Annotated in this window: 20 protein-coding genes and 1 tRNA gene; 20 read left to right on the forward strand and 1 reads right to left on the reverse strand. The window is 62.9% G+C overall.

Annotated features, from left to right (window positions below):
* Window positions 1-43 precede the first annotated feature (43 nt).
* From ACFO5K_RS04560 to ACFO5K_RS04640, 17 genes are all read left to right on the forward strand, one after another.
* Window positions 44-1,249 carry a hypothetical protein gene (locus tag ACFO5K_RS04560; protein WP_378556091.1) on the forward strand — a complete coding sequence of 402 codons (1,206 nt, stop codon included), beginning with the start codon at window positions 44-46 and terminating at the stop codon, window positions 1,247-1,249.
* Between the two features lie 80 nt (window positions 1,250-1,329).
* Entirely contained in the window at window positions 1,330-2,967 is a 1,638-nt protein-coding gene (locus ACFO5K_RS04565) for a phage portal protein (protein WP_378556093.1), read from the forward strand.
* A complete protein-coding gene (locus tag ACFO5K_RS04570; RefSeq protein ID WP_378556096.1) occupies window positions 2,967-4,712 on the forward strand; it encodes a phage minor capsid protein in 1,746 nt (581 codons plus the stop codon). The genes ACFO5K_RS04565 and ACFO5K_RS04570 overlap by 1 nt, the downstream gene beginning before the upstream one ends.
* Window positions 4,709-4,990 carry a hypothetical protein gene (locus ACFO5K_RS04575; RefSeq protein ID WP_378556099.1) on the forward strand — a complete coding sequence of 94 codons (282 nt, stop codon included), beginning with the start codon at window positions 4,709-4,711 and terminating at the stop codon, window positions 4,988-4,990. The genes ACFO5K_RS04570 and ACFO5K_RS04575 overlap by 4 nt, the downstream gene beginning before the upstream one ends.
* Window positions 4,991-4,995: 5 nt before the next feature.
* Window positions 4,996-5,069, forward strand: a tRNA-Gln gene (locus tag ACFO5K_RS04580).
* A 234-nt stretch (window positions 5,070-5,303) separates the two neighbouring features.
* On the forward strand, window positions 5,304-6,062 hold the full coding sequence (locus ACFO5K_RS04585; protein WP_378556102.1) for a hypothetical protein: 759 nt from the start codon (window positions 5,304-5,306) through the stop codon (window positions 6,060-6,062).
* A 22-nt stretch (window positions 6,063-6,084) separates the two neighbouring features.
* Window positions 6,085-7,008 (forward strand): P22 phage major capsid protein family protein, encoded by a 924-nt coding sequence (locus ACFO5K_RS04590; protein ID WP_378556105.1) that lies wholly within the window; start codon window positions 6,085-6,087, stop codon window positions 7,006-7,008.
* Window positions 7,009-7,087: 79 nt separating this feature from the next.
* Entirely contained in the window at window positions 7,088-7,288 is a 201-nt protein-coding gene (locus ACFO5K_RS04595; RefSeq protein WP_378556108.1) for a hypothetical protein, read from the forward strand.
* On the forward strand, window positions 7,288-7,707 hold the full coding sequence (locus tag ACFO5K_RS04600; RefSeq protein ID WP_378556111.1) for a hypothetical protein: 420 nt from the start codon (window positions 7,288-7,290) through the stop codon (window positions 7,705-7,707). Before ACFO5K_RS04595 ends, ACFO5K_RS04600 begins: the two co-directional genes overlap by 1 nt.
* Complete coding sequence (locus ACFO5K_RS04605; RefSeq protein ID WP_378556114.1) at window positions 7,701-8,066, forward strand: hypothetical protein; 366 nt, start codon at window positions 7,701-7,703, stop codon at window positions 8,064-8,066. Before ACFO5K_RS04600 ends, ACFO5K_RS04605 begins: the two co-directional genes overlap by 7 nt.
* Window positions 8,047-8,343 carry a hypothetical protein gene (locus ACFO5K_RS04610; RefSeq protein ID WP_378556117.1) on the forward strand — a complete coding sequence of 99 codons (297 nt, stop codon included), beginning with the start codon at window positions 8,047-8,049 and terminating at the stop codon, window positions 8,341-8,343. The genes ACFO5K_RS04605 and ACFO5K_RS04610 overlap by 20 nt, the downstream gene beginning before the upstream one ends.
* Window positions 8,344-8,373: 30 nt before the next feature.
* On the forward strand, window positions 8,374-8,715 hold the full coding sequence (locus tag ACFO5K_RS04615) for a phage tail termination protein (RefSeq protein ID WP_449289679.1): 342 nt from the start codon (window positions 8,374-8,376) through the stop codon (window positions 8,713-8,715).
* A gap of 82 nt (window positions 8,716-8,797) precedes the next feature.
* On the forward strand, window positions 8,798-9,712 hold the full coding sequence (locus ACFO5K_RS04620) for an IPT/TIG domain-containing protein (RefSeq protein WP_378556123.1): 915 nt from the start codon (window positions 8,798-8,800) through the stop codon (window positions 9,710-9,712).
* 313 nt (window positions 9,713-10,025) lie between these two features.
* Complete coding sequence (locus ACFO5K_RS04625) at window positions 10,026-10,415, forward strand: hypothetical protein (protein WP_378556126.1); 390 nt, start codon at window positions 10,026-10,028, stop codon at window positions 10,413-10,415.
* 128 nt (window positions 10,416-10,543) lie between these two features.
* Window positions 10,544-10,852 (forward strand): hypothetical protein, encoded by a 309-nt coding sequence (locus ACFO5K_RS04630; RefSeq protein ID WP_378556129.1) that lies wholly within the window; start codon window positions 10,544-10,546, stop codon window positions 10,850-10,852.
* Window positions 10,853-10,868: 16 nt separating this feature from the next.
* Window positions 10,869-16,304 (forward strand): transglycosylase SLT domain-containing protein, encoded by a 5,436-nt coding sequence (locus ACFO5K_RS04635; RefSeq protein ID WP_378556132.1) that lies wholly within the window; start codon window positions 10,869-10,871, stop codon window positions 16,302-16,304.
* Between the two features lie 7 nt (window positions 16,305-16,311).
* On the forward strand, window positions 16,312-17,238 hold the full coding sequence (locus ACFO5K_RS04640) for a hypothetical protein (protein ID WP_378556135.1): 927 nt from the start codon (window positions 16,312-16,314) through the stop codon (window positions 17,236-17,238).
* On the opposite strand, the gene ACFO5K_RS04645 is transcribed toward ACFO5K_RS04640, so the two are convergent.
* Window positions 17,235-17,783 carry an NUMOD4 domain-containing protein gene (locus tag ACFO5K_RS04645; RefSeq protein WP_378556677.1) on the reverse strand — a complete coding sequence of 183 codons (549 nt, stop codon included), beginning with the start codon at window positions 17,781-17,783 and terminating at the stop codon, window positions 17,235-17,237. The two genes, ACFO5K_RS04640 and ACFO5K_RS04645, sit on opposite strands and share 4 nt — an antisense overlap.
* A gap of 81 nt (window positions 17,784-17,864) precedes the next feature.
* On the opposite strand from ACFO5K_RS04645, the gene ACFO5K_RS04650 reads away from it, so the two are divergent.
* From ACFO5K_RS04650 to ACFO5K_RS04660, 3 genes are read left to right on the forward strand one after another with little or no spacing between them, the layout of a single operon-like run.
* Window positions 17,865-19,571: a Gp37-like protein gene (locus ACFO5K_RS04650; protein ID WP_378556138.1), complete on the forward strand. Its 1,707-nt coding sequence runs from the start codon at window positions 17,865-17,867 to the stop codon at window positions 19,569-19,571.
* Window positions 19,572-19,587: 16 nt separating this feature from the next.
* Complete coding sequence (locus ACFO5K_RS04655; RefSeq protein WP_378556141.1) at window positions 19,588-20,295, forward strand: phage gene 29 protein family protein; 708 nt, start codon at window positions 19,588-19,590, stop codon at window positions 20,293-20,295.
* A 58-nt stretch (window positions 20,296-20,353) separates the two neighbouring features.
* Window positions 20,354-21,157 carry a peptidoglycan recognition protein family protein gene (locus ACFO5K_RS04660; protein WP_378556144.1) on the forward strand — a complete coding sequence of 268 codons (804 nt, stop codon included), beginning with the start codon at window positions 20,354-20,356 and terminating at the stop codon, window positions 21,155-21,157.
* Window positions 21,158-21,168 lie beyond the last annotated feature (11 nt).

Consider the following 21,168-nt stretch of genomic DNA (forward strand, 5'->3'; position numbering starts at 1 on the left):
TGCGCGGCGACTGCGGATGCTCGGTCAACGTGGAGGCTGCTGCGTGACACTGGCCGACGACGCCGCGAACCTCGCCGGCCGTGACCCTGTGAACAAGGGCTCGATCGACGTCACCGGTGACGGCGCCACAGTGAACAACGTGGTCGTCGACGCACCGATCAACGACGACTGGACCCATGTCTTCGCCCTGTTCAACCTGAACGCCACCGAGTTCCACGTCGTCGACGACACCGTCCGCATGAGCACGTGGCAACAATCCAAGGCCCAGGACGACGGCACCCGAGACGTTGTGCAGCTCTACAGCTACAGCGCACGGTTCCGACGCCGCCGTGCCACAGACATCTGCCCGGAAACGGTGGACCGTTGGCGCACAACGCTTCTCACGGCGGCGTTCCCTGTGGCGACCCAGACTGCCGCGACGAACACGTACGTGATCCTCGTCGCCGACCCTCAACTGGGGAAACCGGGCACCGAACAGGCGATAGAGAACTGGCGCCGCGGCGTCACCACCCATTTGGTGACAGCCGCCGGCATGCACGCCTCACGCCCCTTGTCAGGAATCCACGTCGCATTCATGGGCGACGAGGTCGAAGGCGTGTGTAACAACTACGGCAACCAGTCACATGTGGTGGAGCTGAACAAGTCCCGACAGTTGGAGCTCGACTTCGACATGCGGGTGTGGACGATCAAAGAAGCACTCCGCATCGGTGTTCCGGTGTCGGTGTCGTCGGTGATCTCCAACCACGGCGAATGGACCCGCAACGGCTCGAAGGATCCCGTCACCACCCAGGGCGACAACGCTTCCACTCACATCGCCCGCCAAGTCCGGAAACTGTTCGACGAACTCGCCGACCACGGTGCTGTCCCGACCATCAACTGGCACATCGGTGCCGGCGACCCAGCCGTCACCCTCCGACTGTCCGGTGTGGACTGCTATTTCTCCCACGGTTACATCGAGAAGGGGCGCGGCTCCTCGTCGGAGACCCGCACCCGCAACGCGATCGAACGCCAAATCCTGGGCCGCACCGAAGAACTCGGCACGACATCACTGTTCTTCACCGCCCACTTCCACCACTTTTACTCTCAGGAGTTCGAAGGCCGAACCCTCTTCGGCTGCCCCGCCTTGGAAGCGGAACGTTCCTCGGAGTACATGCTCAACCAGTACGGCGTGTGGTCACCCGCCGGAATGCTCGGCCTGATGGTCGGCGCACACAACCAGCGCGGCTGGTCGAACGTCAACGTGTTCTGACGGGCCCCGCCGCCGTCTCCCAACTTCATAGCGACCGCCGTTGAGCGTGCGCTCACATCGCACCCTTCTGGAGGTGGCGCATGCCGATGCCCGAATTCAGTGGTGCTTGGCCACCTGAGCCATGGGATGTCGCCCAATCTGCCTACGACCTCCACTCAGCGTGGGTTGCCGGCGACACGGATTTGCTGTCCGCGTTCTACACCCAAAACCCTGACGGCAAACCCGCCAAAACCCGGTCCGCCCAATACTCCACCGGCGTCATCGGCAAAGTCGCCCGTTGGTTCTGGGGGCGCCCCCCACAGCAAGCCACCAAACGGTTGCATATCCCCGCCGCAGCCGACGTTGCACGCACCTCGGCGGACCTGCTGTTCGGGCAACCGCCACAGTGGGTGTTGAACGAGGGCGACGCCACGAATCTCGAAGCGGCACAAGACCGGTTGAACCAGTTGCTTGAATGCGACGACGCGACAGCCACGTTCCTCGAAGCGGCAGAGATCCAGGCAGCTCTCGGTGGCGTGTTCTTGCGCCTGTTCTGGGACCAGGAAGTCACCGACAAGGTGATGCTGTCCGCTGTCGGCCCCGATGCTGCGATCCCGGAATGGCGGTACGGCAAACTATCGGCTGTCACCTTTTGGTCGGTCGTTGCCACGGACAAGCGTGGTACCTGGCGGCATTTGGAACGTCACGAACCCGGCGCGATCGAACACGCCCTGTATTGCGGGGACGGCGACCACATCGGCCGCCGCATGCCCCTCGAAGAACAAGAAGCCACCGCCTGGGCTGCCGACCTGGTTGACGAGAACTCGTCGATCAAGACCGGCGTGAAGGGTTTGACCGCCGCATACATTCCGAACGTGCGACCCGCCCGCCGGTGGCGCAACCTTCCTGGCCTGTCCCCGTTGGGGCGCTCCGACTTCGAAGGCATTGAGCACCTGTTCGATGCCTTGGACGAAGCGTGGTCGTCGTGGATGCGCGACCTGGATTTGGCGAAAGCACGCCTGTTCGTCGCCGCCTCCCTGCTGGAACAGGACGGACCCGGACAAGGCGCGTCATGGGATCCCGAACAGGCGATCTACACCCCCGCACCCTCGGAGGACTTGATCGAGGGCGGACCAAACACTCTGGTCCAAGCTCAACAGTTCAAAATCAGGCACCTTGAGCATCAAGCCACCTGCACCGCTCTGATGAACCGAATCCTGGTCTCCGCCGGGTACAGCACAGGCGACTTCGGCGACGACCAACTATCGGGTGCGATGACCGCAACCGAGGTCACTGCCCGCAAGGACTTGTCCAACCGCACCCGATCAAAAAAGGCTCTGTACTGGGGCAGCGCTACCGCCCCATTGGCCCGCACCATGATGGACCTCGACGAACTCGTCTACGGCGGCAACTACGGCCTCCAAGCCGACCCGGAGATGCAATTCCCGGTCCGTGTGGACCAAGACCCAGTTCAACGGTCGATCGAGATCGCGAACCTCCGGACAGCACAAGCCATTTCGATCGCCGCGTCCGTCCGCAAGATCAACCCGAACCTGTCCTCCGACGAGGTCGATGAAGAAGTCGACGCGATCAAAGCCGAACTGGCCGAGCTCGCGCCCGCCGCTGATTCGTTCGGTGACAGCGACTTCGACGGACCAGCGGAACCACACAACGACCTGCAGCAAACCAACCCCCAGCCACGTCCGCAGGGTGGTGACACCTTGGAGGAGGCGGCCTGATGCCTCTCACCCCCTCCAACGGTGACAAACACGCCGCCCCACTAGTCCACCTGTACCGAGCCCTCGAGCTGCTGCTGTGGCGGATCCTCGCTCACCTCCTAGGTCTCGAACGCGGGTGGGGGAGACGGTGGCTGACCCGCATGCTGATGCGATTGCCAACCTTCCGGCGCACCATCCACCGCACCGTCGACGACGTCGCGAACCAAACACCCAGCATGGTCGCTACGGCAATCAACCGGGCGTGGGAGGACGGCACCCGAGCAGCCCGCGACGACACCGGTTCCCACACCGAGCACTTCGACGACAACGCGGTACAGGACATCATCGACCACGTCCTCGACGGCCTCGACACCGCACACCGCGGCATCCTGGCCGACACCGAGAACATCTACCGCCGTGTCGTCCAAGAGGTTTCACGCAACCCGAACATCACCAGCGACAACGACCTCACCACCCTGCTGCGGGATGCGTTGCAACGGAACGCCCGGTTCGGGATCGTCGCCACCACCGACCAGCGTGGTCGCCGACGCGAGCTGGTCGCCTACACCGAGCAGCAAATACGTACCGGGGTCACCACCGCCGAAGTCGACGGATTCTGTGCACAAGCCCGCACTGACGGCCACGACCTGTTCATCGTCTCCGACGTCCCCGGCGCCTGCCGCCTGTGCACACCGTTTGAAGGCCGCATCATCTCGATTAGCGGCGCCACGATCGGTGCGATCACCCGCGACACCCGCACCGGCCGGACGGTCCCGGTCAACGTCATGTGCTCACTCGCCGAGGCCCGCGAGAGGGGCCTGTTCCATTACGGATGCCGCCACACCATCAAAGTGTGGACGCCGGACGATCCGACACCGCCGCCGGCGGTCCGCACCCCCGAAACTCAACGCATTGCCCGCCGCACTACCGCGGTAGCGAACCGGAAAGCCCGCACCAGGAGCCGCATGCGTGCGGCGTCGATGCCCGCTCCCGCGAACGCACTGGGCTGGCCAGGTAAGAAGAAGCCCAACACCGTCAAGGTCGGCAAGGTCAAGGTGCCGCGGTCTCCATACGACCAGGCCCGCACTGCCGCCGAGGTCGGTGACCTTCTCGCAAGGCGGTTCGGGTTTGATGTGACCGGTTTCGACGCTCCGGGCGTTGACCTTGAAACGGCGCGTGAAATCGCCCGTGCGGTCACGGACATGCTCCGGAAGTACGAGTATGTCGACCTGCGTGGGGTTCACATCTCCCAGGACACCGCCGATGGCAACGCCTACGCCTGGACCATCCCGATCAAGGACCAAGCGATCGACTCCTGGTACAGCGAAATCCACTTCAACATCGACTTCGCCACCAACCCGAAGAGACTCGCAGCTCACGCCCGCAGGGATGTAGAGATCGGTTTCCACGCACCGAACACCGACCTACGCCCGGCATACGCGACCGTCGTGCACGAGTTCGGGCACTCCCTCGACTTCCACGGAGACGCCGAAGCCCGTAAACGGGTCGGTGACGCCCTGTGGAAGTACTGGCAGCCGCGGTACGAAGACCCGAGCGAGCCGCCCCATGTTGGGCTCCAGCGCATCACACGGTGGGAGAGCCAGCTTTCGACGTACTCGTTCAAGGACAAGGCGAAGACCAGATTCAAGCTCGACGAAGCCCTCGCTGAAGCGTTCGAAGACGTCGAAATCAATGGTGACAAAGCCAGCGAACCCGCTAAGGTACTACACGCCCTCCTCATCGAAATGTCACGGAAGAAGCCATGATCCCGCACAGCACCATCTCACTGACTGACGCTGAGCTGCGCCGCCAGTTCGAGTGGGCGCTCGCGGAGGCACAACAGGGCCGCGGCCGAACCGACCTTTCGCTGGATGATCAGGTGCAGGAAGCCCTGCTGGAGATCATGGACGCCACACCTTCCGTGCCGCCCGAGTTGATCGACAAGGCGCGGTCAGTGTTCGCTGACCAGCTCGCCGGCGCGGTCGGGCCGTCACGGCAGGACGAACTGCTGGCGTTGTTGAAGCAGTCGCGCCGATCAGCCTGATTCGTAGGCTCGTAGTGTAACGGCAGCACAACTGACTTTGGTTCAGTTAGTTCAGGTTCGAATCCTGGCGAGCCTGCCAAAATGGAAGCTACCTCCGCAGGGGATAAACAGGTCTTGAAAACCTGGGGTGGCGTGAAAACCACGGAGTTCGAGACTTCTAGCTTCCGCTTCTAAAAGAACAGACTTCCCGCCCATTTTGCGCGGGTGTAATAACCCCCAGTTCTGGTCGTCTGGCCCTGGGGGTTTCGTCATTTCAACACCTGTTCGGCCTGGTGCCGCACGGGTGTTTTCGCGTGTCCAGGAGGCACAATTCATGGCCGACGAAGCCACCACCCCCGCAGAACCCACAACTGAAAACACCACCACGGTCGACACCCCAGCGCTCGCTGCTGAACCGGTCGACACCCCGGATTCCGGTGCCGATGTACAGGGCACCGAAACCGGCAAGACCGACCCGGTCACCGAACCCGCCGACGAGGCTGGCAAGGAACCGAAGTCCTTCGACGCCGCGTACGTCAAGAAGCTCCGCGACGAAGCCGCTGACGCCCGCATCAAAGGCAAGGAAGCTGCTGTTCAGGCTGCCCAGGAGGCCGCCAAAGCAGCACAGGACGAACTGACCGAAAAACTCGGTCGCGCACTCGGACTCATCTCCGACGACACCCCACCCGACCCTGCTGAGCTTCTGAAAGCCGCGCAGGAACGGGAAACCCAACTCGCAGCCGACCGCGATTCTGTCGCCGAAAAGCTGCGCACCTTCGAGCGCCGCGACGCAGTCACCCGCGCCGCGAACACCGCCGAAGCCGACCTCGAAGCGATCCTCGATTCCCGCAAGGTGAACGAAGAGATCGCGAAACTCGACACAAATGCCGACGACTTCGCAGCCCAGGTGGCCGAAGTCGTTTCTGCGGCAGTCGAAAACAATCCGAAGCTGAAAAAGGCGCCCGCCCAGGCGGCGGCTCCCCGAAGCGGCGGAGACATGTCCGGCGGAAACGCCACCCCCAATTCCAGCGGGGACAAGGACATCGACTTCTACCGGCGTGAATACCGCACCACACGCGGATTCGCCGACTGACCTGCATTCAAGGAGAGCCTAAATGGCTAACACCCTTCTCACCCCGTCCGTAATCGCCAAGAAGGCGCTTGCCAATCTTTACGAACAGCTGTGCATGGTGCCGCTCGTCTACACCGACGTGTCGTCGGAGTGGGGCAGCCAGAAGATCGGCTCGACGGTCACCATCCGCAAGCCCGCCACCTTCACCGCGCAGACCTTCAACCCTGCCGCACCGTCGATCACCGTGCAGAACGCGACTGAGACCGGCGTCGCGGTGACCCTGGATCAGCACAAGGACGTGTCGTTCGCGATCACCACGCAGGACCTCACCCTGCGTCTGGAGGACTTCGACGCACAGTTCCTGAACCCCGCCTGCGAGGCACTCGCCCAGTCCGTCGACCGGGCGATCATCGCCCAGGCCCTGGCCGACTTCACTCAGGTCGCCGGCGAGTCGACTCCGGCCGGTTTCGAATGGAACAAGCCCGAAAGCCTCATCGAGGCTGACCGGCAGCTCAACATCCAGAATGTGCCGCCGTCGGAGCGCGCCGCCGTTGTCGGCCCGACGACCCGCGCGGGCTGGCTGAACTCCGACATCATCAAGCACGCTGACAAGTCCGGCGACAACGCCGCACTGCGTCAGGGCTCGATCGGCAACGGCATCTTCGGGTTCTCGGCCTACATGACCCAGAACATCGTGCAGCCTGCGGGCAGCCCGGCCGTCGGTCAGCCCACCACCGAGGTCGGTCTGGCGTTCCACAAGACCGCTCTTGCGTTGGCGACCGCGCCTCTGGCCTTGCCTCGCTCGAACACCTGGGGCGCGATGGAGTCGTACAAGGGTCTGTCGTTGCGCATCGTGCAGGACTACGACCTGGACCTGAAGTCCGACGTGATCTCGGTCGACATCCTGTTCGGCACCAAGACCCTCGATCCGAACCGCGGCGTTCTGCTGCGCGGCGACCTGGCCTGATCGATTCCCGCGTCGCCTGCATTTGGTGGGCGACGCGGGTGATTGATTGCACCCTCAAAAAGCTTTTGGAGGAACGGTAGTGCACTTCTACCAGTATTTGCACGGCGGCCGGATCGTCGAGTCGGAGGTCCCGCGCCCGGACTTGCTGGGGTGGGCTTACTGGTCCGAGATTCCTGCGCCGGTCTCCGTCGACGTGGAACCCGAACCTGCTCCCGTGCCGTCCAAACCCGCACCCCGCAAGGCGCCCGCGAAGACCGTCCCGAAGAAGGCCGCCAGCTGATGCTGACCTACGCCGACCCTGACGACCTCGCCGACGGCTGGCTGACCGAACTCCCCGACGGACCGGTCGCGGTCCGGCTCATCCGGTACGCCTCCCAACTCGTCCGTGCTGCAACACGCCTGGATTTGTACGAGGTGTACCCATCCGGTCTGCCGGTCGACCTCGACGTTGCCGAGGCCATGCGGGACGCGACCTGCGCGCACGCCGCAATGTGGCACCTCGCTGGAATCGACCCCGTCGCAGGGGCGGTCGGCAGGGAACTGTCGATCGCGTCCCAGACCGCTGACGGCGGATCGGTCACCTACGCCGACAGCATCACTGTTGGTGAGATCGAACGATCCCTGACCGCCCTGTCTCCAGCGGCGATGCGGATCCTCCGCAACGCCGGGCTCGCATCCACGAGGCCGCTCACATGGTGAATTACGCGCACCCCACCTACCCCGGCGGGACCATGCTCACCGTGATCCGCGGCGCCGCCCGCAACTGGGAAGGTGACCCCGCCAGCTCGGCCACCGCCGAGCACCCGATCGGGCCGTGTGACCTGAAGTGGGCGACCGACACCGAGGACTCCACCCAAGGTGAGCAACGCATGCTGGTCGCCCAGGTCACCGCCCCACACGGTTCGGATGTGCTCGAAACGGACCGGATCCGGTTGGGTGCAAGAGAATTCGTCATCGACGGCCAGGTTCGGGAGACTCCGAACCCGTTCAGCGGGTGGACCACCGGTGTGCGGTTCAAGATCGCGAAGGACGGCAACAGTGGAATACGACGGGTCTGACCTCGACCTCGACGCCTACTTCCGCGAAGACCCGACCCTTCGGGCATTCCTGCAAGAGGTGGGGGAGCAGGGCGCCGACCGGTGGGCGTTGCGCAGCAGGTGGAGAACCGGTTTCAACGCCACCAGCGTCGAAGCCGCCGTCGGGCTCGACGAAACCGGCAAACAAGAAGGCATCGTCTACGCCTCCGGCTACTACGCGCGGTTCCGTGAACACGGAACTCGTTGGAACCGCCCCGAGCACGTGATGCGTGACTTCATCCGAGACGTGGAGGGCTAAGTGATTCCCTACCCCGATTTCGACGACGTGATGAAAGCCCTCCTCGACGACATCGCACCCGTAGTCACCTTCGAGTCCGACGAGATCGACCCGCCCTACATCTACGTGACCCGTGTCGGAGGCCGTGAAGACGGTGTCGCCGACAACCCGGTGATCGACGTCGAATACGTGGCTTCCACCCGCGCCGAATCCAAGACGCTGAAAACGGCAGGCCAGGAACGCATCCTCGCGGCCGGGAACACCGCACCAGGCGGGTTCTTGATTGATGTCGCCGAGGAAGCCACCGGCGGCCAGTACATCCCACCGCAGCGTCGCGATGCCCGCGGTGTGTCCGCAACGGTCCGCCTCTCTTACCGCAGGCCCCGCGCCTAGCCTTCCCACTCTTTCCCACACCACCCCGTGCCGTGCTTGATGCCGCGGGTGTTTTTGGTGTGCCCACATCAAGGAAACCTTCATGCCTGCTGTCACTTTCGATCAGCTCGCGGCTTGGAAGCCGGAGCTGATTCGCCGCCCCAACAAGGGCTTCGTACTGATCGGCGACCCGGATGCAACCATCCCCGCCGCATTCACCTCCGGCGTGTCCGCCGAATTCCAGGGCTTGACCGACTTCGAATCCCTCGGCTTCACCGCCAAGGACGCACCACCGACCTTCCGCCCCGAGGTCGAATCCAACGACATCGAAGCCTGGGGTGCTCTGGAACCGCCACGCACCGACATCATCTCCCGCAAGGTCACCGTCAGCACCACACTGCTGCAGACCCAGCGTCGTTCGCTCGAGCTGTACTCCGGCATGGACCTGTCCGCGATCACCGCTGACGCGACCACCAAGGAAATCCAGTACAACGACCCCACCAGCCCGTCCACCCGCTACCACCGGCTGATCTTCGGCATGGTCGACGGCGACGGCGCCGACGCCATCTACATCCTGCGGATCCTGCCCCGCGCGATCGTCACCGAGGTCGGTGAGCAGTCCTGGTCCCAGGACGGCGCACTCAACTACAACGTGACCTGGGCAGGCAAGATCGATAGCGCTCTGGGCTACTCGCTGAAGAACGTCATCTGCGGCCCCGGCGTCGCCGGCCTCGTCGAATCGATGGGCTTCTCCGCGACCGCCACTGTCCCGACGATCACTTCGCACTTGCCGGCGGGCACTCTCGCCGAGGCCGGTGGGGAGTCGGTCGTGCTGGAAGGCGCCCACTTCACCGGCGTCACCGCGGTCACTGTCGGTGGGACCGCTGCCACCGATTACACGCTGGTCAACGACAACGTGCTGGCGATCACGACCCCGGCCAAGACCGCGGGTGCCCACGACGTCGTCGTCACCAACGCGACCGGCCCGTCGACGGCTTACGTCGTCACCTACGCCTGATTCGGCGTCATTGAGCTGTCGCCCCGCGCGTGATTCCTGGCCGTGCGCGGGGCGACCCCCTTCCCATACTTCGCCAGGACTTCAGCCAGGAGAACCCTATGGCTTTCACCCCGATTCGCATGGTGTCCCCGGACGGCCGCGAATGCTTGGCCGGCTCACCCACCGAACGCGAAAACCTGCACGCGCAGGGCTACCGCGTGGCCCCCGCACCGGCCCCCGCACCTGCACCTCCCGTGCGGCCTGCTGACCCCAAGCCGGTCCCGCGCCCCTCACTCAAGAAGTAACCCCTCTACTCCCGCCAGGAGAACCAAAGATGGCTGCACCCAAGAAGACCCCCGCCGTGATCGAGCCCGCACCCGTGTCGCGGTGGGCGAAGATGCTCGCCGACGCCGAGAACGCCCGCGAGAAGACCGAACCGTACATGTTCGACGGCACCACCCCGCACACCCCCGTGTACGAACCGGTGACCTCCGAACAGGTGTTGGCGTTCGCGGAACTGATCGACAAACGCGGCAGCGTCGACCCCGCCAACCTTCCCCGCCTGATCAGGGCGGTACTGGGCGACGCATTCGACGCGATCTGGGCTGTCGTCGGCCGCGCCGACGCCAACGTCATCCTCCCCCTGCTGGAAGACATCAACTCGCACTTCCACAGCCTGCCGACCGAAGCCGGTGATCTGCCGGGGGGCGCCTCGGCCTCGTAATCCTCATCGAGGATTTCGGGGAAGAAATCGAATACGACCTGGCCGACCGGTTCGGATGGGACCTGCTCGACTACTTCCGCGGCGTGCGCCCATGGGCGCAACTGTTCCGGCTGCTCCGTCGACTACCGATGGACAGCTGGTATCAGGCCGCGGTCGCCATGGACGAGCGCATCGGGTGGGAACGCGCGCAGCACCCCGAATCGGATGAGCGGCGACCGCTGTCACCGGTCGGGTATTCACTGCCCGTTCTGCTGCAGCTCCGCCAACTCGACCTCACCAAAGAAGTGCTGCGGGTGTTGCCCGCAGTGTTCTCCGGCAAAATGCCGCCGCCCATGCCAGCCGAACCCCGACCGCAACCTGCGGAGGCCCGGTTCAGGGAAAAGCTCGACCAAATCAGCGTTATCGACGCCCTGAAACAAATGGGCATCAACATGTAAATAGAGGCGGTGCCGCATGGCCACCTGGGGCTCCTACAATGCCGGTAGCGCTCGGATTTTCCTCCGGCCCGCTCTCGCCAACAACTTCCGCGCATCGGCCAAAGCGCTTGTCAAGCCGATCGATGTGTCGCTCAATGTGACTTTGAAACCGGTCTTGGCGAAAGGCTTCAACACCGACGTCAAGACGAAGGCGAAGGAAGCCGCCGAAAAGGCCGGCGCGAACATTGAGTTCGGTTTCAAGCTGGCCCCCCGGTTCCGCACTCAACTGCAGGCGGCAGCGAAAACCGAAGCTGGCCAGGCCGGTACGAAGATTCTGTTCTCGCCTGATCTGGCGAATGGGTTCCGCACCAGTCTCCGCGGCAAGGTCAACGCTGCCGCGGCCGGGCTGGATGCCACAGTCACTTTGAAGCTGTCCGAAGCGGGTTTACGGCAGAAAATCCGCGGACTGAAGTCGAGCCTCCCCGAAGCACAATTGCGGGTGAAGCTGGACTTCACCGAAGCGGTCACCCAGCTCGAGAACTTCCGCACCGCGGTCGCCGCAACACCGCTGTCGATGAACGTCAACGTCGACACGTCCGCAGCGGTCGCGCAACTCATGGCCCTGCGGTCCCTCGCCTCATCCGTCGGCAACGACGTCTCCGCGATCAACGCCGACAGCATGAGCCGCACCACCCGCCGCCTACGCGGAAACATCTTCACCAGCACCGTCCGCGCCATCCGCATCCAAGTCGAACTCGACCGACGATCAGTGGCCCGCGCCGAAGCCGAAGTCGCCAACATCGAAGCCCGCCTGCAGGACGCCAGGCGCGCCCAAGGCGACACCCTCGACCGACTCACCCTCGCCCAACAACGCCACAACGAAGTACTCGCCAACTCGAACGCATCAGTGTCGCAACGCATCGCGTCCGAACAACGCCTCACCCGCGCCCGACGCGACCAAGCCGACGCCACCGGCCGCCTCACCTCCCTCATGGGGCAGGAACGCGACGCCCACGACCGAGTCGACAGCGCACGCCGCCGACAGGGATCGATCTTCAGCGCCGCCGGCGCCGGGTTGAGCGCGTTCAACGCCGCCTCCGACATGGCCATCAAACGCCTGTTCAGCTTCTCGAACCTGCTCGGTGTCGCCAAGGTCGGGCTCATCGCCTTGGCCGCGGTGTCACTGGTTCCGCTGCTCGGCCAACTCACGCAAGCCGCCGGCGTGGTCGCGCTCCTGCCTGCAGCGTTCGCCGGATTCGCTGCCGTCATCGCGACGATCGTGGTCGGCACCCGCGGTATCGGTGACGCCTTCAAAGCAGCTGAGAAAGCCCGCGAAGGCGCAGCTAAGCAAGCTGAAGCACAGGCGAAAGCTGTGGCCTCCGCGCAGAAGCAAGCAGCGTCCGCTGCTCGTGGTGTGGCCTCCGCTGAACGTGGTGTCATCTCGGCTGAACGCGGTGTGCAATCCGCACAGAAGGCGTCCACCGCGGCGCAAAAGGCTCTGACCAAGGCCCGCGAAGACGCCACCGACGAAATCGAAGACCTCAACCGGGCACTGGGCCGGACATCGCTGAACGAGGAAGGCGCCGCGATCGCGGTCGCCGAAGCCTGGGAAGCGATGCACGAGACCTTCCGGGACTCCGACGCATCCGCCACCGACCGACGCCGCGCCATCCACAACTACAACCAAGCGCTCGCCGACCAGCAAGACACCCTGCGCGAATCGCGGGAGCTGCAGGAACAGGTCAACGACGCCAATACCAAAGGCGTCGAAGGCTCTGACCAGGTTGTTTCCGCGAAGGAACGTGTCGCCGACGCCGCCCAAGGCGAGATCGACGCCCAGGAGTCCCTCAAAGACGCCCACCAGTCCCTCGCTGACGCCAAAAACCAGTTGGCTGAGGCACAGGAAGCGGTCGTCAAGGCGATGAACGAAGGCAGCGACGCTGCCGACGAACTCGCCAAGAAGATGGCCAACCTGTCACCAGCTGCCCGCGACTTCGTGCAGAAGATGCTGGAACTGAAACCAGCTCTCGGCGACCTGCGGAAGTTCGTGCAGGACAAACTGCTCGACAAAATGGGCGACTCCATCAGCAACCTCGCCCGCAAATGGATCCCCGACCTGAAGACCGGCCTCGGCGGAATCGCTGAGGCGCTGAACAACGGTGTCCGTCGGGCGTTCGCTGACCTGGAAACTGAAAGCTCACGCTCCAAATTCGCCCGAATTTTTGAGAACACCCGGCTGTCGATCGGCCCGCTACTCGACGGCATCAACGACCTGATCCAGGCAATGCTGTCCCTCGCAGGCGTCGGATCCGACTTCATGCCCTCCGGTGCTGAAGGCTTCGCGAACGCCATGAGGGACTTCCGTGCATGGGCTGAATCCGATGCAGGGCAAGAGAAATTCAAGGGCTTCCTCCGCGAGTCACTCGACACCTTCAAGCAAATCTGGTCCATCGTCGAAAAGCTCGGCGGCGTCATCAACAAACTGTTCCGCGGTGCTGACGAGACCGGTGAATCCTGGCTCGACAGCATGGAAGCGACGCTGATCAAATGGAACGAGTTCCTGGGCAGCGAAGAAGGTCAGCAAGCTGTCAAGGACTTCTTCGCCGATGTGAAGGCCACCGTCCAAGGCATCGTTGACGCGATCCGTATGGCCTACCAGCTCATGGACGGCCTCGGTCTCCTCCCCGAACCCGAACCGACCGGCAGCAAACCACCGGAGCAGGCACCAGAGGACCGCACCGGCCCAGACGGTGGCGGCCTGAACGGGTTCGACGAAACCCCCGCGACCCCACCAATCATTGACCCGCAAGGCAGCGACGGCGCCGGACTCGATGGCTTCAACGAAAAACGGCCACGCCTCCCAACCGAAATCGATCCATCCAGGACCAAGAAGAACTTCTGGATGGGCGACGAGTACTACAACTACGACGGCGACCGAGTCGACAAGGACGGCAACAAACTCGACCATACGGGCGGCTTCTTCCCCGGTGTCAAAGAAGGCAGCGCCGGTGACCGAATCCTCGATTCGCCCATTCTGCGCAGCGGCACCGGTCTCGGCGGGCTGTGGCAATGGCTGTCCGAAGACGACGGCAAGGCCGAAACCAAGCTCACCGGGCTGGCGAAGAACTTCGAAGGCGTCGCTCAGTCCGCAGAAACGAACTCGACGTCCTCGTCCAACTCATGGATCAACTTCGGCACCAAACTGTCTGGACTCATCGACGGCCTGACCGGTGCCGGCGGTGCGCTGCCTGAATTGTCGACCGGGCAGAAGCAGGTTTCGCTCGACTCCGACAATGTCGACAAGCAGTCCGGTTCCTCCTGGAACAACCTCGGGGCCAAGATCAAAGCGGTCGTCGAAAACCTTGTCGGCGGTGACGTACTCGGGTCGCTGACCAGCAACTTCTCCAGCCTGCCGAACTTCTTCTCGGGGCTCGTCATCGGCATCGGCACCTCCTGGGACTCCCTGCCCGGCAAACTGTCCGGCCCGATCAACGCGGTCATCGACATCCTCAACACCTTCGGCGGACTGTGGAACAAGGTCGCATCGAAGCTGGGGTTGCCGACATGGGATCCGATCGACCAGGTCAGTACCGGCGACTTCTTCGCCGGCCGCCCCACCCGCCCTGAACCGGGCGGGCACGTCGGCGGCAGGTGGATGGGTGGTCCCGGTGGCCCGGTGAAGGGCCCCGGTGGCCCGAAGGACGACAAAGCCGGACTGTACCGGCTGTCCAACGGTGAACACGTGTGGACCGCAGCAGAAGTCGACGCGGCCGGCGGGCATGACGCCATGTACAAAATGCGTGGCTCGGTCCTCCAAGGCGGCGGTCTGCAGTCGCGGCCGCCGGTTGATGGTCCCGGCCAGATGGCCGACGGCGGCAAGGTTTCCACCAGTGACCCGCTGGACCCGATCCAAGCCCAACTGTGGGACTTGGTGCGGACCGCGATCCCTGATGCGGTCCTGACCTCGGGTAAGCGGTTCAATGATGTGGGGTCCGGTTACGACCTGCACATGCAGGGCAAGGCCATCGACCTCGGTGGCCCCATGCAGGACATCGCCCGCTGGATCTACAACACCTACCCGCAGTCAGCGGAGCTGATCCACTGGCCGCTCAACGGGTGGCAAAACCTCGACGAAGGCACCCCGCACGACTTCGGGGCTGCGACGAACGCCGGCCACACCGACCACGTCCACTGGGGCGCAAACGACTTCCTCGGGAACCTGTCCGATGAGGAGAAGGCTTCGATCTTCTCCCGTATCGGCAGCGCGATCACGGGGGCAGTGAGCTCCGGTCGGAACGCGCTCGCGAACAACCTGCTCCTCAACCCCCTCCGCAACGCCGCGAACTCGGTTCCGGAGATGGAAGGGCTCGGCGAGGCAGGCAAGATCCCGCGCGCGTTCGCCCAAAAAATGGTTTCCGCGCTCGCCAACAAGGTCCTCAGCTCCGGGTCATCCGGGGGCGGGGGAGCGAACTACACCCCGACCGACGGTGTGGAGCAGTGGCGCGACCTCGCTATCCAGGCGATGCGCCGCGAAGGTTTCAACGCTGACGACCCGGCGCAGGTCAACGCCATGCTGGCGCAAATCCAGTCCGAGTCCGGCGGCGACCCGAACATCCTGCAGCAAGTGCAGGACGTCAACAGTGGTGGCAACGAAGCCCAAGGTCTCTTGCAGATCATCCCTGGAACGTTCGCCGCCCACCGTGACCCGTCCCTCCCGGACGACCGCACGGACCCACTGGCGAACATGGTCGCCGCACTGCGCTACTACCGGGCGACCTACGGAACCGACCTCACCACCACATGGGGTCAGGGCCACGGCTACGACCAGGGCGGCATCTTCGAGGACAAAACCTTCGGGTGGAACACCTCGGGCCTGCCCGAAGCGGTCCTCACCAACCCGCAGTGGTTGATGTTCCGGCAGTTCATCGACAACATGGCAGCCCAACGGGCCGGTGTCGGTGAAAATCCGCGGGCGCAAACGATCCCGCAACCCCTCAACGGCGGCACCACCTACCAGCCACCTGCGAGTACGGACCCGTCCGCCGCTGGGGTGGAGACGTTCGAGCAGGTCGGCGCGAACGCGCAGAACCGGTTCTCGTCCGCCTTGTCCAGTGGGTTCGAGGGCTTGGTTTCGTCCACCCTCGACCCGCTCGGCCTTCCGGATCCGCGCAACCTGATCCCGTCCGAGGTCACCGATTACGGGTCGTCCCTGGCGTCGTGGCAGCAGGCACGGTCAGCGTCAGCGCAGGCATCCCAAACGCTGGCCCAGTCCGGGTACCAGACGGCGTCGATCCCGGCGACCGGTGCAGCGGACACGGTCATGCAGAGGGGTGGGGAATCCGGGTCGGTGACCACCATCGACAACTCCACCACGATCAATTTGACAACGCCGAACATCGATGAGGCGTACCGCAAGGCCGAGGTCATTCGCGATATGCGTGCGCTTCAGCACACGGCAACAGCAAGGGGCTAACCCATTGATGCGTGAGTCCGCCCGAATCGAAATCCTCGGGGTCGACGGCTCGCACTTCCTGATCAACGGCGCAGGTGCGTCGGAAAAACTCTTCTTGGCACCAAACATTAAGGGTATTTTCGACGCACCGGTCGTTACGCTACGGAAGTCGAGCGTCTATCAAAAAGGTGCGACGTATGAGGGCAAACGATACCAACAGCGAGACATCACGTTCGCTGTCAATATTCATGGTGAAACCCCCGAAGAATGGCAAGACCTCCAAAGCCGGTGGAACGCAGCCTGGGACTACGAAGCCGACCGGTGGGATCCGAACTCCACTCTGACGAAAATGTCGGTCACTACCCCGACGTCTGGGACTCGCAGCCTGTGGTTGGCGAAGAACGACACGGTCGAATTCGAATCAAAACACGACCCGCGGCTCACCCGGTCATCGGTTCAGCCGATGGCGGTTGTCGCCGACCAACCCTTTTGGTTCGAAGACAAATACGAGAACACCCCGTACGACTACTTCGAAACCGGCTCCGAAGGCACCTCGGAAGGGTTCGTCACCATTTCGAACCCGACCGACCAACCGATGTGGCTGCAATGGGTCGTCACCCGAGGGATCTGGACACTCCCGGACTACACATGGACAGGGAAGAAACACCACCGAATCCCCGGCGGGCAATGGCCCAACCGGAAGATCACTCTCCCCGAACTGACCGACATCGAGGGCGGTGCCCGCATCACCCTGTACCGCGAGAAGCTACAGGTCCGGGACTTCGCCGGCACGAACCTTGCGGGCCGCATGAACGGCATTTCGTTCCTTCACCGGATTCCACCGAAAACACCGGAAACGAATCTTCCGGTGAAGGTTGAGGGCGCCCCTGTTGGTGGTGCTCGTGTCGATGTTTATTGCCAACGTCGATGGGGTCATTGCTGGGAAAGTCGCTAAGCCGCCCTGGTTTGTGCTCTCGAATGCTTCCGTTTTATTGCGTGTTCGCGCCTGCATGAACGGCACCGACGATCTGTTTTGCCAGACGGTCTCGTGTATACGAGGGTGTTCAGGTCGTCGTACGGGTGCCCCTGAGGGCAGTGTGTCTTGTTCGAGTTGTGGTCTATTCCATTGCGACCCCTGTCGAGACTATTTTCGGATCTCGTATCCCAGCGCAGGTTTTCCAGCGAGTAGTTCTCAGGGTCGTCGTCATTGTGGCAGCCCTGCAAACCTGGCGGTCGCGGCCCAACGAATGTCTCCAGCAAAAGCACGTGAATCATACGGACCGACCGAACCCCTGGAAGGCATAGCTCAACACAGGGGTAGCCATTGCTATTTCTAGTCGGTCGCAGTTCTTTTCGCCGCACCGTTTGACGCGTACCGTCGCGGCGCATCACAGCGCGTTCTTCGGATCGAATGCGCCCACTGCGAGATATCGAGTAGACACCGTCCCATCCTGGGACAGGAAACCAATCCTCGTCGTTGCGATTGTCTGGAAGTCCCATTTTCTTCACGTACCGAGTTTACCAAATCGTGATCCGTGAGCGTTTCATCCATGCAGGTAGAAGTATTGGAGTTGATTGCCTGTGACAGATCTCTCAACTCTCAGTCTAAAAGAGCAGTGCGAAGCCATCTGGGAAGCCACTAACGCGGCAGAAGAAGCGGACAGGCGGGCACGCCTTGAGCCGCCTTTGATGCGGATTTGGAACGGCGACTTCCTACTGCAAGGAACCCTCGATAGCGAGTATTCGGCCAGTTTCACCTGGTTGGATAACGAAGTCGGCCCCGGGTTGACGGAAATTCCGCTAGATGACCCGCTTGCAAAATGGATCTGGCAAGTCTCGGCACGCATCAACCGTGGCGAGAAACGCAACGTCTACATCACCGTCGACAAAGACGGTGCCCGATGGTCCGGACGTATCCACGACCACACCGTTGAAAAACGAGAAGACGGCACCCGGGTATTGGTCGTCCGATGGCTACATGATCTCAGCATCCTGGAGTACTACCTCGCATGGTGTAACCCGTTCCTGCCCGATTTCGTGCAGTTCCCCCGAGTGTTCTTCCTGGCAGGACCCAGTATTTGGGCGCTCAAAACAGCACTGTTCCTGAACGTCATGCGCGAGCAGGACAACTGGTGGGGCCTACCGGATGACCCGATGGACCAAAACTCCAGCGCACCCGGAATGGGCAACTGGTCGGTAGTCGTCAAACCGACCTCGTTCACCGAAGACATGTTCGCCGGAACACTCTGGTCTGTGCCGAACTCACGTTTCAAACGGTGGGTCGACATGGCCAAAGACATCCTCGAAGACGCTGAGCTTTCCATTCAGGTTCGACGGTTCATCGCCGCCGACGACGAACAGCCCATCGACGGTCAAACCCTCCGCAACGGGGCCCTCGTCGTCGACATCGTCGACAAGTCCGGTTACTACACCGACACGTCCAACGGCGGTGACCCGTTCCTCGGTTTGAAACGGACCGCAGCGAAGTTCGTTGAGGATTTCATCGACCCGATCGTCGAAGACATCGTCGACCCTGCGATCCCCGGCTCCTATAAGGTTCCTGGGCTTCGTTTGACGGATAAGACGTGCCCGTATGTCATTTATCTTGAGGGTGAAGAGACGGGCATTGAGTCGTCGAAGTTCATCTTCACCCCGTCGACTGCCGTTCAGGTTGTGGCCGGTGGCCATTCGTTTCCTTTTGTTAACGAATTGATTTCGGCGGCCATTCAGACCGCAGGCGATCTCCTGGCCGCCGCGATCGTCGTGCCCCCCATTGGTGGTGCGGTTGACGCCATCGCCCAGGTTTTCTACTGGGACACCATCGCCGCCTGGATGCGAATAGCAAGCCCAGGCCGGATCGCCAATTCTGGATGGGCTCGACCATTCGAAGTTCTAGCCTCCGGATCGGACCGTGCGTACACCCTGGAAGCGCTCCTGCATTTGCGGAAAGCGCTCCACGAAACCCGGTCCTGGTTCTCCCACGAAATCAACATCCGCGACGGCGCACCCTGGTTCATCGGAGACAACGGGAAAGGTCACTTCTTCATCGGTGACCGCATCGGCGCACAAGTCCTCGGAGACTTCGCATCCACCCTTTACGTCGACGACCACACCATCTACGTCGACCGGGTCCGCGAACTCACTCTCGCATGGGACCGGGAATCACCCCCTGAATGGGCTCCCGTTATTGGTGAGAAGGAAAAGAACAAGGACCGCGGCCAACGAGCCCTGTCGATGATCGCGGACCTCGGTTCGCTTGTACAGCAGCTCGCCGTCCACGGCAAATAGTCCAGGAGCCCATCGAATGTCGAACAAGTCGGCGCCCGTCGAAGAACCCCAAGAGGTCGACACCTTGCCGTGGTTGAAGGCTGGGGAATTCCCCACTTTCGAGGCGTGCAACCCCAACTGCCCCGAAGAAGCATTCCTGTGGATGTACTCTGGGTTGCCCGGAATGAAGGGCGCCCCCCTTCCCTTTCCGATCGAGTACCTCCGTGAGGTCTCTCGCCGGCAGTGGGATTGTGGTGCGCGCCCACCGGGTTCTACGATCCCGTCGGAGCGGAAGATCAAGTACCAGCGACCCAGGCAGACTGACCCGCATTGGTTGGTGTCGCCGGGTGTGTGGGAGCCGGTCGACGCCCCTGACCGTTCACAGTTCGACTTGAAAGAGTTCGTCTCCAGTCTCCCGCAGGACGCGAAACGCCAGTTGGCGGAGGCGATGGGTTTCGACCCGGAATCCACTGTGCCAGCCGATGACCGCATCGTCGCCGGGGTCGAAGGCAACGCGAAGGGTTCCCCGAAGTATGGGCGGCCATCGTCCGACGGCGCGTACGTGAGCAACGTCCCCGTGCGCGACCCAGGCTGGAACCCCAGTCTGCACAACGTCGATGAGGTTCTGGAGTACCTGGAGGCTGTCGACGCTGAAGAGCGCGATCGGGTGTTGGCGATCGAACGCTACCTGTCCAAGCGGCCACGGAAGACGATCATCGACCGCTACCCGGGGGTGGGCGTGTGAGCACCGCAACCGTTTCCAATGAACCGATTCTCAATCGCTACAAGGAGGTCGGTCCGTAATGGCTGATCCGCTCTGGCTCGCCGATGTACTGCGCGCCGAAGGCTTGAAAGTTATCGAACACGACGGCTGGAAGAACCGGGGTCACGGCGACTTCCTCGACATCCGCGGCGTGCTGTGTCACCACACTGCCGGCGGCGGCGTCAACGACTGGCGGGTGGTCCAAGATGGGCGTTCTGATCTGCCTGGCCCGCTGGCGCAGTTGGTCCTCGAGCGTGACGGCACGTTCCGGGTGATCGCCGCCGGTGTCTGCTGGCATGCGGGCCGCGGCTCCTGGCCTGGTTGGCCGACGAACAACGCCAACTATCACGTGATCGGCATCGAGGCCGTTAATGACGGGCGCGGCCAGGAATGGCCTGCCGTGCAGTTGGACGCCTACAAGCGTGGCTCCGCGGCGATCCTCCGCAAGGCCGGTCGTGGCGCGAATGACTGTGTGGGCCACAAGGAGTACAGCAGCGAAGGGAAGATCGACCCCTTCCCGATCGACATGGTCGCCTTCCGCCGCGACGTCCAGGCCCTCATCACCAACTCCACAGCTTCAGGAGGTGCCGACGTGGCACTGGAAGAAACGTTCGTCAACTACCGCGGTAACACCGTCACTCTCGGCACTGCGGTCCGCTTCATTGACCAGCATGTCAACGAGATCCGTGAACAGCTCGGTGGCCCTAAGCCTTTCAACGGGTGGCCCCAGCTCGGCGGCAAAACGATGGTCGACGCGATCGCTGACACCAACCGCAAACTCGACGACCTCACCACCGCCGTGAACGCACTGGTTGCCGCATCGACTGGCAAGCCCGCAGCGTAATTCTCTCTTAG

The sequence above is a fragment of the Nocardia halotolerans genome (genome assembly GCF_042650145.1).
Taxonomy (GTDB): Bacteria; Actinomycetota; Actinomycetes; order Mycobacteriales; family Mycobacteriaceae; genus Nocardia; species Nocardia halotolerans.